Origin of the sequence: Aliagarivorans marinus DSM 23064, from assembly GCF_000429485.1 — a bacterium.
Lineage (GTDB): Bacteria > Pseudomonadota > Gammaproteobacteria > Enterobacterales > Celerinatantimonadaceae > Aliagarivorans > Aliagarivorans marinus.
Map to the genome: position 1 here is coordinate 106,076 of NZ_AUBY01000015.1, position 15,251 is coordinate 121,326.

A 15,251-nucleotide genomic window follows, 5' to 3' on the forward strand; every position below is an offset into this window, starting at 1 on the left:
CGAGATGAGAGTAATTGCCTTGGTGCTGGCGCTTTTCAGCACATTGGTCTGGGCCGAAGATGAGTCTGGCATAGAGGTCTGGGAAAGCCTGCTCCCTGAAAGTGAGCGCGGGATCTGGATTGACGAGCCAGAAGTCGACCACGATGACCCCATGGCGCAGGCCCAACAGAACCTGAATGTCAGCCTCAATGAAGAGCTGAACAACACGCCGATCCGTATTCCGGGCTTTGTAGTACCGCTGGAGGGCGATCAGGATATGGTGACCGAGTTTTTGCTGGTGCCTTATTTTGGCGCGTGTATCCACTACCCGCCACCGCCGCCCAATCAGATCGTTTATGTCACCACCGAGAGGGGCTTCCGCTTGGAAGACTGGTGGGAGCCGGTTTGGGTAGAAGGCACCATCCGCACCGAGATCCGTGATGTGCAGGATATGGCCACGGTGGGCTATGCGATTAGCGAGCCGAGTGCGATTACTCTTTACGATAACTAAGTGATGCGCATTTGAACTAAAAAGGGACGCTGCAGCGTCCCTTTTACTATCTGCAGATTAGAGAAAGCTAGCCGCGCAAGGCCAATACCGAATCACGCTTGACCAAGGTGGGCACGTATTTGTGGCAATCGCTCACTGATTTGCCGCTGGACAGGCTCAAGGCCATCTCGGCAGCCTCCATTGCCATCATCTCAATGGGATAGCGCATGGTGGTCAATTTAGGGCGCAAGTAGCGTGACAGCAACACGTCATCGAAGCCGATTACCGATACATCTTCCGGTACTCGGTAGCCATTGTCGGTAAGCACCGAGATCACCCCCGAGGCCATGGCATCGTTGTACACCACGATAGCGGTGGCGCCGAGATTCTTCGATAGCAGATTCTGAGTGGCGACTTCGCCGCCGGTTTGGTTCGGGTCGCCGTGCTCGATGGCGATATCGGCCAGCGGCTGGCCAGCTTCTGCCAAGGCCTGCTGTAGCCCTTCCAAACGCAACTGGGGATCTTCAATGTGATAGCGGCTAGATACGCAGGCAATCTTCTGGTGGCCTAAGGACATCAAGTAGCGCCCAGCAGCTTCGCCGCCGGCGCGGTTATCCAACCAGACACAGCGGTGGGCAATCTGCGGGATGTGGCGGTTAATCAGCACCATCGCGGGATTGGCTTCGGCGTAGGCGATCAGCTCATCGTCACTCAGAGCCTTAGAGTGCACCACCAGAGCTTCGCAGCGCTGCTCCAACAGCGTTTCAATCGCCTGACGTTCGGTGTCGGCGCTGACTAAGCCATTGGAGATCAACAGCTGGCGATGATGTTCGCGGGCGATTTTCTCTACGCCGCCAGCGAGGGTGGCAAAGAAGGGATCGGTCAGCTCGCTGAACACTAAGCCCAGGGTTGGGCTGCTTTGGGTTACCAAGGCGCGGGCATTGGCATTGGGGCGGTAGCCAAGATCTACCATCACCTGTTTCACCTTGGCGCGGTTTTTATCGCTAACTTTCGGACCGTTATTGATCACGCGGGAAACGGTTGCGACGGACACACCTGCGGCGGCGGCTACATCCTTAATGGTTGCCATTCTGCTCTCTTCTTAAGTTAAACGGTTTCACCCGAGAATCTATATGTTGGCTGAGATTGGGGAAACAATTCTACATCAAACTGGAAACGTTTACCTAGATCGCTATCTTGACACAGCGCGGTGGGGAAACTTTGAGCGGCCTAGAATTCTGGCAGATTTTTTACATCAATAGCTATTTTAGTGATCTCGGTTTACATTAGAGCCAACTGCAGGCTGGATTTCACCGCGTGGTTAATGCCGCCTGTTATCGCTTTCCCAGGATCCTGTTCTCAAGAAGGAGTCATTAGTGAGTGCCCCTCGTCTGTTCCCCGCTACCCGTATGCGCCGTATGCGCCGTCATGATTTTTCCCGCCGTTTGGCCCAAGAGCAGCGTCTGACAGTAGACGACCTGATTTACCCCATGTTTGTGTTGGAAGGCGAGAACCAGCGAGAGGCTGTGGCCTCGATGCCAGGCGTGGAGCGTGTCAGCATCGACTTGTTGCTACAAGAAGCAGAACAGTTGGTGGCATTAGGCATTCCGATGATTGCCTTGTTCCCGGTGACCCCGGAGTCTGACAAATCACTACTGGCCGAGGCCGCCTACGCCGAAGACGGCTTAGCACAACGCGCGGTGCGGGCGCTCAAAGCAGCCTTCCCGGAGCTTGGCGTGATGACCGATGTGGCGCTCGACCCTTTCACCACCCACGGCCAAGACGGCATCATCGACGACGACGGCTATGTGCTTAACGATTTGACCACCGAAGTGCTGGTGAAACAGGCGCTATCCCATGCGGCGGCGGGCGCCGATGTGGTAGCGCCTTCAGATATGATGGATGGCCGTATCGGCGCTATTCGTGAAGCGCTGGAAGAGGCGGGCTACATAAACACCTTGATCATGGCCTACTCGGCCAAGTATGCCTCCAGCTTCTACGGCCCGTTCCGCGATGCGGTGGGCAGCGCTGGTAACCTAAAGGGCGGTAATAAGTTTACCTATCAGATGGACCCGGCCAATGGCGACGAGGCCCTGCACGAGGTGGCATTGGATATCGAAGAGGGCGCTGATATGGTGATGGTTAAACCGGGCATGCCCTACCTAGATATTGTTCGCCGGGTAAAAGACACCTTCCAGGTTCCCACCTTTGCCTATCAGGTCAGCGGCGAGTACGCGATGCTACAAGCCGCGGCACAGCAAGGCTGGCTGGCGCGCGAAGCGGTGGTATTGGAGTCCTTGCTGGCCTTCAAACGTGCCGGCGCCGACGGCATTCTCAGCTACTTTGCCAAAGATGTGGCGCAATGGCTAAAGGATGGCTAAACCGTGCTAAGACTGCTGCGCGGCTTGATGGTCGCGCTTTTGTTACTGGGCCTTGGCTTGGCGCTGCTGTTGTGGTCGTTGACCGATAGCCAGTCGCAGGTCGAGGTGGCGCCACCCCAAACCCAAACGGTGGTGGCGGCCAAACAGCTGGTCCAGCAATTTGCCCAACAGCTCTATCTAAGCGATCAAGACTTTCAGCTACAGCTCTCCGCTCAGCAGGTGACGCAGTTATCTGAGCTGGCCTCCTACGCGGTTGCCCCGCTGAACATACACGCCCAACTGAGTGGGCAACAGCTGCTGGTGGATGCCAGCATCGCGTTACCGGTTCCGGCACTGTCGCGCTACCTCAATGCCCAGATAGCGGTGAACTCCTCGGCTGGTGGAGTTGCTCTCGGCCAGCTGCATGTGGGCTGGCTGCGCCTGCCCGGGCCATGGCTGAAACGCCAAGTACTTGCGCTGCTTGATACGCTCAGTGACCAGCAGGCGTTTAGCCGTTTGGACCAGTCGGTCACCTCGCTCTCGATTGATCCTCAGCAGCTCGATCTGGCGCTGAGTCGTGATGTGGTGGTGGCACTGAAACTGGCGCAAGAGGCGGTGAATTTCGATCCGCCGGATCCGCTGATGCAACAACGGGTGCTGCATTACTACCGCCATGCGCTGCTGCTGGATGCTCAGGCGCAAGGTGACTCACTGGGCCACTATCTGCAAGGCTTGAGTCATGAGGTGTGGCAGCAAAGTGTCGATGCTTCACTCAGCCAAGAGTTGGAGGCGATGCTTTGGGCGCTCAGCCTGCACTTTACCCAAGGACCGTTTCGCGGCGCACTAGGTCGCCAGCTAGGGGTGTTTGAGGCCCTCCAGCCCTATCGCTATGGGGCGACCTTGGCCGGGCGCAATGACTTGGCGCTGCACTATGTCTACTCGGCGACCATTGCGCTGGCTGCCGAGTATGGCGTGAGCCTGGCGATTGGTGAGTTTAAAGAGTTGTTCGATGCCCGCGAGGGGGGCTCGGGCTTTAGCTTTGCCGATTTGGCCGCCGATCGCGCCGGAGTAAGCCTGGCACATACTCTTGATAGCGAGTTTGCCGCGCGGGTGTTTGTGGAAACGCTGATGCAATCGGGCGCTGAGGAGCGTTTCTTCCCCAGCATCGCTGGGCTGGAAGAGGGGATCCCCGAGGCGGAGTTTGCCCGGCGTTTTGGCGATGTGCAATCTGCGGCCTACCAGCGTCTGTTTGCTGAAATAGAGCAGCGCATCCTCGATTTACCCGCCTACATAAAATAAAACCGCTGGCAGGCCGCGGTTTTGATGTATTGATGGTGTTGCTAGTAGTGCTTAGTCCAGATGGCTAACCACCCAGTCGATGGCCATGCCGTAGACCTCGTCCATCAGTGGCTTGAGCTGTTCAAGGCTTGCCAGCAACTGGGCGCGCTCGCTGATACATAGGTTGATATGGCCAACCTTGCGGCCCGGACGAACCTCTTTGCCATACCAGAACACTTCTACACCCGGTACGCCCAGCCATTCGCGGTTGTAGTCCACGCCAATCAAGTTGAGCATGATGCCTTGGGCTTTCACCAAGGGCTCTACCATTGGCAGGTCTGCGACTGCTCGTACGTGTGCTTCAAACTGGCTAAGGCTTGAACCGGCTTGGGTCCAGTGGCCGCTGTTATGTACCCGTGGGGCAATTTCGTTGATCAGCAGCTTATCGCCAACCTGGAAGCACTCCATGGTCATTACACCCACATAGTCTTGGCTTTCCATCAGCTTGCTGAGCATGGCTTCAGCTTGCTGTTGCAGTGGGGCTTTGCTGGCAACCGGCGATACGGTGGCCAGCAAGATTCCTTGATGGTGCAGGTTGGTCGCCAGTGGGTAGAAGGCCATACGACCATCGCGGTGGCGCATACCAATCAGCGAGACTTCTTCATCGAAGCCGATGGCTTGTTCGGCGATGCAGTTACCGCCCCAGCCTTGTGGCACGCTCAGCTGTGCCGCGCCGCCATCTTGCTTCAGCCAGTGTTGGCCCTTGCCATCGTAGCCGCCTGAGCGTTGCTTCAGTAGCACGCGCTCGCCCAGCTCGTCAAACAACTGCTCAGCGCTTACCGCTTCGGTCACATCCACCCACGGGGCGGTGGCCAGTTCCAGCTCATCCAGCAGGCGCTTTTGTGAGGCGCGATCGGCCAAGGTGGCCAGCAGCTGCTTATTCAAAAAGCGCGGATGTTCGCTTAGCTGCTTGGTGGCAGGGGTATCCGGCCAGTGCTCGCGCTCTACGGTGATCCAATCATCGTCGGCGATCGGGAAGGTATCCAGCTCGTCGGTTTCTACCGGGCGCAGCTCGATATCCAGTGGTTGTGCGGCATGTTTTAGCATTGCGCCGAGTTGTCCGGCGCCAAGAACCCAAATCTTGCTCATGATGGTCGCTTACTCCGCGTCGCGAGGATCGGCCATGGCCAATACGCTTTCGGTTTGCTCGGTGCGGAAGGCTTCCAGACGCTCAGCCAAGGCGGCGTCGTTGTTGGCCAGGATTTGGCTGGCCATCAGGCCGGCGTTGAATGCACCCGCAGTGCCAATCGCCAGGGTACCTACCGCAATGCCTTTTGGCATTTGCACGATGGAAAGCAGGCTATCCATACCGTTTAGCGCTTTGCTTTGTACTGGCACACCCAGTACCGGTAGACGAGTATTGGCTGCCACCATACCAGGTAGGTGGGCTGCGCCGCCTGCGCCAGCAACAATCACCTGAATACCACGGTCGGCGGCTTCTTTGGCAAAGCTGGTCAGTTTATCGGGAGTGCGATGGGCCGAGACTACTTCAACTTCATAGTTGACACCGAGCTTGTCCATGATTTCGGCAGCGCCTTGCATGGTTGGCCAGTCACTCTTGGAGCCCATAATTACGGCTACTTGGGTTTTCGACATCGATTGTTCCTCGTTGATATACGGGTATAGCTCGGTAGCTATGTTTGGAAGGCTCCGCATTATAGCGGATCTGCCACCAATTTAAACGCTTAGCCCGGTTTAGTCGGGCGCGAATCCTGGCGCATCAGGTTGGACCACCGTCTGAACAGTCTTATATCAACTACGCTCAGAGAATCGGAGTCAGGAGGTATTATGCATAAAGCTTTCGGTTTATTACTGTTTTTACTGACCTTTTCGGTTCAGGCTAAGCAAGTTACCTTGGTATTGCCCTCCTACTCGGACGAGTCTCACCTCTACTATCATGAGCTCTTGGAACAAGCATTGCTGGCTGCCGGGCATGATGTAGCGATCACCACGCCTTCGCTGCACTTGCCGCAAAAGCGCGCCGAAGCGATGCTGTACAATAACCAACTGAGTTTGGTGTGGTTGCTGCACTCTGAGGAAAGGGATAACAGCGAGCAGTTGGTCTCGGTGCCGGTGGACCTGACCAATGGGCTGATTGGCCATCGGGTATTGCTGATACCACCCGCTGACAACGACAGCTATCGCTTTGTGCAGACTCTCGACGATTTTCGCCAGCTCGACAAGACCGGTGGCTTTGGCAAGAACTGGTTCGATGTGGCGGTGTGGCAGGCCAACGACCTGAACGCGCTGGAGGTGGATGGCGAGTGGCGTCGCCTTTATAAGATGGTGGCCAACCGCAAGCGCGGCATTGATTACTTCTCACGTGGCTTTACAGAGGTGATCAACGAATCTCTGCAGCACCCCTACCTTTCCATCGAGCCATACTTGGTGCTGGTCTATCAGCGCGACTTCCACTTTTATCTGCCTGCCGAGCAAATAGAGCTGGCACAGTTACTGACAGAAGCCTTGGAGCAAGCACGTGACAGCGGCTTGATGGACAAGCTGATTGAAGAGTACTGGTTCGACGATTTTAAGCTGCTTAACTTTAAGCGTCGGGTGCGGATTGAGCTGGCGACGCCCAAGTAGCCTATCAGTGGCTACTCGGCGCGTGCCTGAAAGGTGTGCTTAACAAAGCCCTTCCATAAAGCTTAGCGGTAGGTCGTTGCTCAGTTGCTCTGAGGCTTCTAACTCCAGCTCCGCTGCACGCAGCGGGTGATCTTCCATCCACAAGGGCGGGAAGTTAAGCCGCCAGTCATCGCCGTCTTGAGAGACGTTAACCTTGGGTACACTCTCGCCGGTGCGGCGCATGCAGACGATAATGGCAATCCGCAACAGGCGTGCCAAACAGATGGCTTCCTCTTGGGCGATGGCCCGTTGCTTTTCCAACACCTCGAGCTGCAAAGGCCCGCGTTGGTTGAGCATCAGGCAAGACAGCAGGTGCTGCTGAGCGGCAGTAAAACCGGGCAGATCGCTGTGGTCGAGAATATAGGCGGCATGCTGTGGCGCCTTCTTAAACTCAATATTCAACCCCACCTCGTGGAACATCGCGGCCCACTTGAGCAAGCTGCGCGCCCGCTCACTTAAGCGCGGTTGTAGCTGGCTGGCCAACTGCAGGGCGCAGTCGCGCACCCGCTTGGCGTGGGCGGCATCAATTTGGTGGCGTTGCACAAAGCTGTCGGCGGTGCGCTGGCGCACGCTGCTGGTTTCACTCTGACTAATCAGACTATAGGCCAGCCCTTCACGCAGTGCGCCGCCGGCTAGGGTCAGTCCTTCGATGCGCAGTGCCTCAAACAAGGCGATCAAGATAGCGAGCCCCGGAGCGAACACCGGTTTGCGCTCGTCCAGCAGACCGGGAATCTTGATATCATCGATATGTTCGAAGGCGAGAAGTTGCTGTTTAATGCCCTGCAGCTTCTCCATGGTCAGCCGCTCATCCAGCCCTTGTGCTTGTACCACTTCTTGTAGCGCTTGAATGGTGCCGGAGGCGCCGACGCAGGTCTTCCAGCCAAGGCGGCGATAATCACTCACCACCGGTTGGATGATCTGCTTGGCGGCCGCTTCAGCTTGCGCAAACGCGTCGCTGCTGAGCTTACCGCCGGGAAAGTGGTTATTCAGCCAAGTAACACAGCCCATATCGAGGCTGGTAAGCAGCTTGGCTTCGCTCTGCTCGCCCACCACTAGCTCGGTGCTGGCACCGCCAATATCTATGACCAAACGCTTTCCTGAGCCACTGCTGGTAAAGGCCACGCCGCGGTAGATCAGGCGGGCTTCTACTTCGCCGCTGATAATTGCGATGTCGTGCTGCAGGATTTTTTCGGCTTGTTCGAGAAACTGTTGGGCGTTATTGGCTTTACGCAGGGTGGCGGTGCCGACGATGCGGATCTGCGCCGCCGGGATATCGCGGAGCTGCTCGGCAAACATGCTAAGGCATTGCCAGCCACGTACCATGGCTTCGTGGCTGAGGGTACCTTGCTCATCCAATCCCGCGGCCAAGCGCACCTTGCGCTTCACCTTGGAGATCGTCTGGATAGAACCGTGCAACTCGCGGACGATCAACATATGGAAACTGTTCGAGCCCAAGTCGATCGCCGCGTACAGAGGACAACTTCCTGTCACTAATTCCTGCTCCTAATGACGATTACGCCGTGGCGCAGAGTGTCCTTTGCTGCGTTGTCCGCTACGAGAGTTCATCTGCTTGTTGCGGTGAATGCGCTTCGGTGCAGGCAAGTCGGTAAGCAAAGCATCATGACGATACTTGGTTTCCGGAATAGAGTGCTTGATGTAATCCTCGATGGCCGGCAGATTGAACACGTACTCCTCACACGCCAGGCTGATGGCGTGGCCGCTAGCGCCAGCTCGGCCGGTACGACCGATGCGGTGAACGTAGTCTTCGGCATCGTCGGGCAGGTCATAGTTGAACACGTGCGATACCAGAGGAATGTGCAGACCACGGGCGGCTACATCGGTGGCAACCAAGATGTCTAGTTCCCCTTTGGTGAACTGCTCAAGGATCTTCACGCGTTTGCGCTGCGGAATATCGCCGGTGAGCAAGCCTACACGATGCTTATCGGCAACCAGATGGCCCCAGATATCTTCACAGCGGTGCTTGGTATTGGCGAATACAATAGCGCGCTCCGGCCAATCTTCTTCGATTAGCGTCTGCAGCAGGGCCATCTTGTCATCGTTTGAGGGATAGAACAGCTCTTCGACGATGCGCGCACCGGTCATCTGCTCTGGCTCGATCTCGACATGCTCGGGGTCGTTCATGTGCTCGAACGCCAGCTCCTGCACTTTGTGTGACAGGGTGGCCGAGAACAGCATGCTCAAACGCTCGTTGGCGGCAGGCATGCGACGGAACAAGTAGCGAATGTCTTTGATAAAGCCCATATCGAACATGCGATCGGCTTCATCTAGCACTACTGCTTGAATCGCGTTCAGGCTGAATGCGCCTTGCTTGAGGTAATCGATGGTACGGCCAGTGGTGCCGATCAGGATATCTACGCCCTTCTCTAGCATCGCTTTTTGGCTGTCATACCCTTCGCCCCCATAAACCGCACCCGCAGTGATACCGGTGTGTTTTGATAGCAGTTTGGCGTCGCGGTGGATTTGGAGTGCGAGCTCGCGTGTTGGGGCGAGGATAATGGCGCGTGGTTGATTCGGTTTGCGCCCTTCGACTTCCGCAGTGCTAATCAGGTGGTTATAGGTAGCGACCAAAAAGGCCAGGGTTTTACCGGTACCGGTTTGTGCCTGGCCTGCAATGTCTTTGCCTTTAAGTAAGATCGGCAGGCTTTGGGCCTGGATCTTGGTGCATTGGTGATAGCCGTGCTGTTCTAAAGCATTAAGAACTTTCTCTTGTAGCGGAAAGTCGGCGAACCGTTGTTCTGTAAGATGTGTTTTGCTCATGGCGTAAGCATATCACAGGTCGTTTTATGCACCACCCTGCTGTCTGTATTAAATACCGAGTTTTCTGCTAGTTGGCGGAGCAATGCCGACTTAGCTAAGTGTTTTTGCTTGGTGCCGCCGGTTTCGCTTATAGCGCTTAGGCTTAGCTTAGGCGGGAATTGAATCAATCGATGCTTGAATATTCCGCCTTGATCTCGTGAAATGGGTCCCCATATATACCCGAGCGACCTCAAGATGCAGGATTTAGAGGAGCTGGAAAATCTAGCTGAACAAGCATCTTAAGGCTTTTCGGGTATAGCAATACCTTAAGCAACGAAACCAAGTGGAGTCCGCCAATGAGCGACAAAATTATTCAGCTTAAAGATGAAAGCTTTGAAGAAGACGTAGTGAACGCGTCTACACCAGTATTGGTAGACTTTTGGGCTGAGTGGTGTGGTCCTTGTAAGATGATTGCACCAATCCTCGACGAAGTCGCTGATGAGTATCAAGGTAAAGTAGTAGTCGGTAAACTCAACATTGATCAGAATGCAGAAACCCCACCAAAGTTTGGTATTCGCGGCATTCCGACCCTGTTGCTGTTCAAAGACGGCAAAGTAGCAGCCACCAAAGTCGGTGCCCTGTCTAAAGCCCAACTGACCGCCTTCCTCGACGAAAACATCTAAAGTATATACCCGAGCAATCTCAAGATACTCTGTTCGGGTATAACTGTGAGCAGGCTTACATTGCTAGGCCTGCTTTTGTTGGATCTTTCTGCACAATAGTGCTAATTTAAAACGGAAATTGTCTTAAGCCCTTTGGCTATCCCATGGCCGACTAGCGAGTCCAGAGCTTTCCTTTGCATCTATACGACCCTGTGCGTCAGCCTATCAATCTAACTAACACTCACCATTATGAACTTAACTGAGTTAAAAAATACGCCCGTCCACGAGCTGATTGCGTTGGGCGAATCCATGGGTTTGGAGAATCTGGCCCGTCTACGCAAGCAAGACATCATTTTCTCTATCCTAAAGGCTCACGCTAAAAGCGGTGAAGCGATCTACGGCAACGGAGTACTGGAGATCCTACAGGACGGTTTCGGTTTTCTACGTAGCGCAGACAGCTCTTACCTAGCCGGCCCTGACGACATCTACGTATCTCCAAGCCAAATCCGCCGTTTCAACCTGCGTACTGGTGACACTGTTGAAGGTAAAATTCGTCCGCCTAAAGAAGGCGAGCGCTACTTTGCCTTGCTGAAGATTGGTCAGGTTAACCACGACAAACCGGAAAACTCGCGCAACAAGATCTTGTTCGAGAACTTAACCCCGCTACACGCTGCGTCTCGCTTGCGTATGGAGCGCGGTAATGGTTCTACCGAAGATATTACTGCTCGCGTATTGGACTTGGCATCGCCCATCGGTAAAGGTCAACGTGGCCTGATCGTGGCGCCGCCGAAAGCCGGTAAAACCATGTTGCTGCAGAACATCGCCCAGAACATCAGCTTTAACCACCCTGAGTGTGAGCTGATCGTACTGCTGATCGATGAGCGTCCGGAAGAAGTAACCGAGATGCAGCGTTTGGTACGTGGTGAAGTGATTGCTTCTACCTTCGATGAGCCAGCCAGCCGTCACGTACAAGTGGCTGAGATGGTGATCGAGAAAGCCAAGCGTTTGGTTGAACATAAAAAAGATGTAGTTATCCTGCTCGACTCGATTACCCGTCTGGCACGTGCTTACAACACCGTGATCCCTTCCTCTGGTAAGGTACTGACCGGTGGTGTTGACGCTAATGCCCTGCATCGTCCAAAGCGCTTCTTCGGTGCTGCGCGTAACGTAGAAGAAGGTGGCAGCCTGTCGATTATCGCTACCGCGCTGGTAGATACCGGCTCGAAGATGGACGAAGTGATCTACGAAGAGTTCAAGGGTACCGGTAACATGGAACTGCACTTGAGCCGTAAGATTGCCGAGAAGCGGGTTTACCCAGCTATCGACATCAACCGCTCGGGCACTCGCCGTGAAGAGCTGCTGACCACCTCTGATGAGCTACAGAAGATGTGGATCCTGCGTAAGATTGTCCACCCAATGGACGAAACCGGCGCCATGGAGTTCTTGATCGACAAATTGTCGATGACCAAGACCAACGACGAGTTCTTCGATGCCATGAAGGCACAGAAGAAGTAGTTGAGAAAACTGGCCGCTCCCGCGGCCAGTGTTGTATTCGGGCGGTGGTACGGAATGCGTCGTTGCATCATAGGGATACTAAGTTGCTGGCTGAGCTACCAGGCCTTGGCTGCCATGGGACCAACCCAGCCGGAGTCGGTGATTGCCGCACGGGTGCCGCCTTTATTGGTGGAGCGCAGCGTAAAGGCACTGCTGGTTAACCAGCCCGCCTGGGTCGACGAGCTATTACTCCACCTGTCACCAGAGCATCGTGAACAGCTGCTGTATGAAGTGCTCGGCGGCCTGCACTACACCGGTCATGTGCCAGATCAAGTGCTGGAAAACTGGCTACTCGCTAAATCCATTACCACGCCACTTCTGCGCGATTCACATCTGGCCGATGGCTATGAGGTGATCTTGCCGCGTTATGATTATCCGGCCTTGGCGCGCAGCATCTTGCACCAGTATCACTCTTCACAGCGGGTGGGTGAGATCACCAGCGAGCTGTTACGTGATGATTTTCATTGGTCACTGATCTTTCGTCCCAACAATCCTTTTATCGATAGTCAGCAAGCCGATGTGCTAAAAGCGTTGGCGGAGTTGACCTCGGCTCAAGCGCGCTATACCTACCAAAGCCTGCCGGACTCACTGCACTTTGCCGACAACGCTGTGCCGTTTGCCCTTGCGCAGCGCTCGCAAGATCCCAGCCTGATTTTGCAAGTGCTGCAACGCCCGGTGGATAATCATACCCGTTTACTGCTTGAGTGGGTCTCGCAGCACTATCCGCCAGAGCAGGCCTTGGCGCTGTTGGTCAATGCCGCGGAGAGCATCGATGTGCGCTATTTTGCCTTTCGTAGTATCGCCCTGTTGGGGGGAGCCTATCCTCCTGCGGCCCAGTACATGTTGGAGCAGTTTCGCAGTGAGGAAAACCATCAGTTAGCGGCAACCGTTATGGTAGAGCTGCAAAGCCGCTAAACTAATCACCGGAAAGGAACCGGATAAATCCATGAAATATAAAGACCTAAGAGATTTTATTGTACTGCTAGAAGCGCGCGGGGAACTCAAACGTATCTCTATGGAAGTCTCCACCGAGCTGGAGATGACTGAGATCTGCGACCGCACCCTTAAAGCCGGTGGCCCGGCGCTGCTGTTCGAGAACGTTAAGGGCCACGATATGCCGGTGTTGGGTAACCTGTTTGGCACGCCAGAGCGAGTGGCCTTGGGGATGGGGCAGGACTCTGTAGCTGCGCTGCGAGAAGTGGGCACGTGGCTGTCTTACTTAAAAGAGCCGGAACCACCGAAGGGCTTCCGCGAGTTGATGGACAAGCTGCCGATCTTCAAACAAGTGCTGAATATGCCCACCAAGAAGCTTCGCTCTGCGCCCTGTCAGGAAGTGGTGCTAACGGGCGATGAGGTGGACTTGGACAAGCTGCCGATCCAAACCTGCTGGCCCGGTGATGTGGCGCCATTGGTCACCTGGGGATTAACCGTCACCCGTGGTCCCTACAAAAAGCGCCAGAACCTTGGGATCTACCGCCAGCAGAAGCTCGCCAAGAACAAGCTGATTATGCGCTGGTTATCCCACCGCGGTGGTGCCATCGATTATCGTGAGTGGCAGGAAAAGTACCCGGGTAAACCCTATCCGGTGGCCGTGGCGCTAGGGGCCGATCCCGCGACCATCTTGGGTGCGGTAACCCCCGTACCAGATACCCTGTCCGAATACGCCTTTGCCGGGCTATTGCGCGGTAGCCGCACAGAAACGGTCAAATGTGTGAGTAACGATCTGGAGGTGCCGGCTAGCGCCGAGATTGTGCTGGAAGGCTACCTGCAACCGGGCGAGACAGCGCCCGAGGGGCCATATGGTGACCACACCGGTTATTACAACGAGGTGGATGAGTTTCCGGTGTTTACCATCACCCATGTGACTATGCGCCAACAGCCGATTTATCACAGCACCTACACCGGCCGCCCGCCCGATGAGCCGGCCGTGCTAGGCGTCGCACTTAACGAGGTGTTTGTGCCGATCCTGCAAAAGCAGTTTCCGGAGATCACTGACTTCTATCTGCCTCCAGAAGGTTGCTCCTACCGCATGGCCGTGGTGACGATTAAGAAGCAGTATCCCGGACACGCCAAGCGGGTGATGCTGGGAGTTTGGTCGTTCCTGCGCCAGTTTATGTATACCAAGTTTGTCATTGTCTGTGATGACGATGTGGATGCCCGTAACTGGCAGGACGTGATCTGGGCGATTACCACCCGGATGGACCCGGCGCGCGACACCACCATGATCGAGCACACCCCCATCGATTACCTAGATTTTGCCTCTCCGGTTTCAGGCTTAGGATCGAAAATGGGAATGGACGCCACCAACAAATGGCCGGGTGAAACCGACCGTGAATGGGGCCAGGTGATTGAGATGGATCCCGCAGTAAAACAGCGGGTTGATAGTATTTGGCAGCAATTGGGCATAGACTAGGCCTGATGGAAAATGAACATCGGATCCGGCTCATTAAGTCGGGCACAGTCTCAAGTGTTTGCGAGTTTCAGGCTAAGGAAAGCGAAACCATCTTGCAAGCGGCGCTTCGTCAGGGGGTAACATGGCCCCATCGTTGTCGAGCTGGAGCCTGTCTGAGCTGCGCGGCACGCGCCTTTGAGGGTGAGTGGGCGTATCAAGTGGAGCCAGTGTTAAGTAAACATGAGTTAACCCAGCATGAACAGAGCCAAGGCTGGCTGCTAGCCTGCATAGCCCAAGCGCGCTCTGATCTACATATTTTGCTTTGAGGGAAGTGAGGAAGCATGAAGCGAGTGACTTGTAAGGTGGTATCGGTTGAGCCGATCCTCGACGACATCTTTAACATAGAGCTAAAACCAGAGTCGCCACAAACCTTTATCGCAGGGCAATACCTGCAGATGGTCATGGCGGAAGATGACAAACGGCCGTTCTCTATTGCCAGCTCGCCAGAACAGACCGATCTTATCGAGCTGCATATCGGCGCACCAGAAACCAATTCCTATGCCCGTCAGGTCATCGAGAAGCTACAGCACAGTGGCGAAGTTGAGATTGAGTTGCCTTTCGGCAAAGCCGGCTATCGTGTCGACAGCGCCTTGCCGTTGTTGCTGATGGTGGGCGGCACTGGCTTTGCGTATGCCAAATCCATCGTTGAACATATCATCGACACCGAGCAGGATCGCAAGATCTACTTGTACTGGGGTGGCCGCAACATGGGCGGACTGTATCTCAATGAGCTGGCCTATCAATGGCAAGAGCTGGACCGCGTGCACTTTGTACCGGTACTAGAGCATGCGGTGCCACAGTGGACCGGCAAGCGTGGTCTGGTGCACGAAGCGGTGCTGGAAGACTTTGAAGATATGAGTGGTCTAGAGGTTTATATTGCCGGGCGCTTTGAGATGGCGGCATTGGCGCGTGAAGCCTTTACTGCCCGCGGCCTACCCGCCGAGCAGCTCCATGGTGATGCCTACGAGTTTATCTAACGCCCTTTTAAACCAGAAAAAGCCGCTCGATTGAGCGGCTTTGTTGTATGTGCTGCC

General features: G+C 55.2%; 15 protein-coding genes. 10 read left to right on the forward strand and 5 right to left on the reverse strand.

Features of this window, described 5'->3' with window-relative positions; genetic code table 11:
* The first annotated feature begins 4 nt into the window (after window positions 1-4).
* Window positions 5-490 (forward strand): DUF3299 domain-containing protein, encoded by a 486-nt coding sequence (locus G461_RS0106570; RefSeq protein WP_035479585.1) that lies wholly within the window; start codon window positions 5-7, stop codon window positions 488-490.
* Between the two features lie 67 nt (window positions 491-557).
* Here G461_RS0106570 and G461_RS0106575 read toward each other — a convergent pair whose 3' ends face one another.
* Complete coding sequence (locus G461_RS0106575; protein ID WP_026971237.1) at window positions 558-1,559, reverse strand: LacI family DNA-binding transcriptional regulator; 1,002 nt, start codon at window positions 1,557-1,559, stop codon at window positions 558-560.
* Between the two features lie 286 nt (window positions 1,560-1,845).
* On the opposite strand from G461_RS0106575, the gene hemB reads away from it, so the two are divergent.
* Entirely contained in the window at window positions 1,846-2,850 is a 1,005-nt protein-coding gene (hemB, locus tag G461_RS0106580) for a porphobilinogen synthase (RefSeq protein ID WP_026971238.1), read from the forward strand.
* A 3-nt stretch (window positions 2,851-2,853) separates the two neighbouring features.
* The gene (locus tag G461_RS25430; RefSeq protein ID WP_026971239.1) at window positions 2,854-4,128 is read left to right on the forward strand and encodes a YfiM family lipoprotein; all 1,275 of its coding nucleotides are present in this window, start codon (window positions 2,854-2,856) and stop codon (window positions 4,126-4,128) included.
* A 51-nt stretch (window positions 4,129-4,179) separates the two neighbouring features.
* Here G461_RS25430 and purK read toward each other — a convergent pair whose 3' ends face one another.
* Window positions 4,180-5,256, reverse strand: a complete 1,077-nt coding sequence (gene purK / locus G461_RS0106590; protein WP_026971240.1) for a 5-(carboxyamino)imidazole ribonucleotide synthase — start codon at window positions 5,254-5,256, stop codon at window positions 4,180-4,182.
* A 9-nt stretch (window positions 5,257-5,265) separates the two neighbouring features.
* The gene (gene purE, locus G461_RS0106595; protein ID WP_026971241.1) at window positions 5,266-5,763 is read right to left on the reverse strand and encodes a 5-(carboxyamino)imidazole ribonucleotide mutase; all 498 of its coding nucleotides are present in this window, start codon (window positions 5,761-5,763) and stop codon (window positions 5,266-5,268) included.
* Window positions 5,764-5,955: 192 nt separating this feature from the next.
* Here purE and G461_RS0106600 point away from each other — a divergent pair, with 192 nt between their 5' ends.
* Window positions 5,956-6,753 carry a hypothetical protein gene (locus G461_RS0106600; protein ID WP_035479590.1) on the forward strand — a complete coding sequence of 266 codons (798 nt, stop codon included), beginning with the start codon at window positions 5,956-5,958 and terminating at the stop codon, window positions 6,751-6,753.
* Between the two features lie 39 nt (window positions 6,754-6,792).
* Here G461_RS0106600 and gppA read toward each other — a convergent pair whose 3' ends face one another.
* Window positions 6,793-8,283, reverse strand: coding sequence for a guanosine-5'-triphosphate,3'-diphosphate diphosphatase (gene gppA, locus G461_RS0106605; RefSeq protein ID WP_026971243.1), 1,491 nt, complete (start codon window positions 8,281-8,283; stop codon window positions 6,793-6,795).
* A gap of 12 nt (window positions 8,284-8,295) precedes the next feature.
* Window positions 8,296-9,570 carry an ATP-dependent RNA helicase RhlB gene (gene rhlB, locus G461_RS0106610; protein WP_026958208.1) on the reverse strand — a complete coding sequence of 425 codons (1,275 nt, stop codon included), beginning with the start codon at window positions 9,568-9,570 and terminating at the stop codon, window positions 8,296-8,298.
* A gap of 335 nt (window positions 9,571-9,905) precedes the next feature.
* Between rhlB and trxA the strand changes: the two genes are divergently transcribed.
* The 6 genes from trxA to fre all read left to right on the forward strand — a co-directional run bounded on the left by trxA (window position 9,906) and on the right by fre (window position 15,194).
* Entirely contained in the window at window positions 9,906-10,232 is a 327-nt protein-coding gene (gene trxA / locus G461_RS0106615; protein ID WP_026958209.1) for a thioredoxin TrxA, read from the forward strand.
* 228 nt (window positions 10,233-10,460) lie between these two features.
* Window positions 10,461-11,726, forward strand: coding sequence for a transcription termination factor Rho (rho, locus tag G461_RS0106620; RefSeq protein WP_026958210.1), 1,266 nt, complete (start codon window positions 10,461-10,463; stop codon window positions 11,724-11,726).
* Between the two features lie 54 nt (window positions 11,727-11,780).
* Window positions 11,781-12,680 (forward strand): hypothetical protein, encoded by a 900-nt coding sequence (locus G461_RS0106625; protein WP_157360249.1) that lies wholly within the window; start codon window positions 11,781-11,783, stop codon window positions 12,678-12,680.
* A gap of 31 nt (window positions 12,681-12,711) precedes the next feature.
* Complete coding sequence (gene ubiD, locus G461_RS0106630; RefSeq protein WP_026971245.1) at window positions 12,712-14,178, forward strand: 4-hydroxy-3-polyprenylbenzoate decarboxylase; 1,467 nt, start codon at window positions 12,712-12,714, stop codon at window positions 14,176-14,178.
* Window positions 14,179-14,183: 5 nt separating this feature from the next.
* Window positions 14,184-14,483, forward strand: a complete 300-nt coding sequence (locus tag G461_RS26615; protein ID WP_051333406.1) for a 2Fe-2S iron-sulfur cluster-binding protein — start codon at window positions 14,184-14,186, stop codon at window positions 14,481-14,483.
* Window positions 14,484-14,498: 15 nt separating this feature from the next.
* The gene (gene fre, locus G461_RS0106640; RefSeq protein WP_026971247.1) at window positions 14,499-15,194 is read left to right on the forward strand and encodes an NAD(P)H-flavin reductase; all 696 of its coding nucleotides are present in this window, start codon (window positions 14,499-14,501) and stop codon (window positions 15,192-15,194) included.
* Window positions 15,195-15,251 lie beyond the last annotated feature (57 nt).

Bases quoted from the DNA above. Each gene is read 5' to 3' on its own strand.
- G461_RS0106570 (WP_035479585.1), top strand. From the start codon at position 5: ATGAGAGTAATTGCCTTGGTGCTGGCGCTTTTCAGCACATTGGTCTGG.
- G461_RS0106575 (WP_026971237.1), bottom strand. From the start codon at position 1,559: ATGGCAACCATTAAGGATGTAGCCGCCGCCGCAGGTGTGTCCGTCGCA.
- purK (WP_026971240.1), bottom strand. From the start codon at position 5,256: ATGAGCAAGATTTGGGTTCTTGGCGCCGGACAACTCGGCGCAATGCTA.
- purE (WP_026971241.1), bottom strand. From the start codon at position 5,763: ATGTCGAAAACCCAAGTAGCCGTAATTATGGGCTCCAAGAGTGACTGG.
- G461_RS0106600 (WP_035479590.1), top strand. From the start codon at position 5,956: ATGCATAAAGCTTTCGGTTTATTACTGTTTTTACTGACCTTTTCGGTT.
- rhlB (WP_026958208.1), bottom strand. From the start codon at position 9,570: ATGAGCAAAACACATCTTACAGAACAACGGTTCGCCGACTTTCCGCTA.
- trxA (WP_026958209.1), top strand. From the start codon at position 9,906: ATGAGCGACAAAATTATTCAGCTTAAAGATGAAAGCTTTGAAGAAGAC.
- rho (WP_026958210.1), top strand. From the start codon at position 10,461: ATGAACTTAACTGAGTTAAAAAATACGCCCGTCCACGAGCTGATTGCG.
- G461_RS0106625 (WP_157360249.1), top strand. From the start codon at position 11,781: ATGCGTCGTTGCATCATAGGGATACTAAGTTGCTGGCTGAGCTACCAG.
- ubiD (WP_026971245.1), top strand. From the start codon at position 12,712: ATGAAATATAAAGACCTAAGAGATTTTATTGTACTGCTAGAAGCGCGC.
- G461_RS26615 (WP_051333406.1), top strand. From the start codon at position 14,184: ATGGAAAATGAACATCGGATCCGGCTCATTAAGTCGGGCACAGTCTCA.
- fre (WP_026971247.1), top strand. From the start codon at position 14,499: ATGAAGCGAGTGACTTGTAAGGTGGTATCGGTTGAGCCGATCCTCGAC.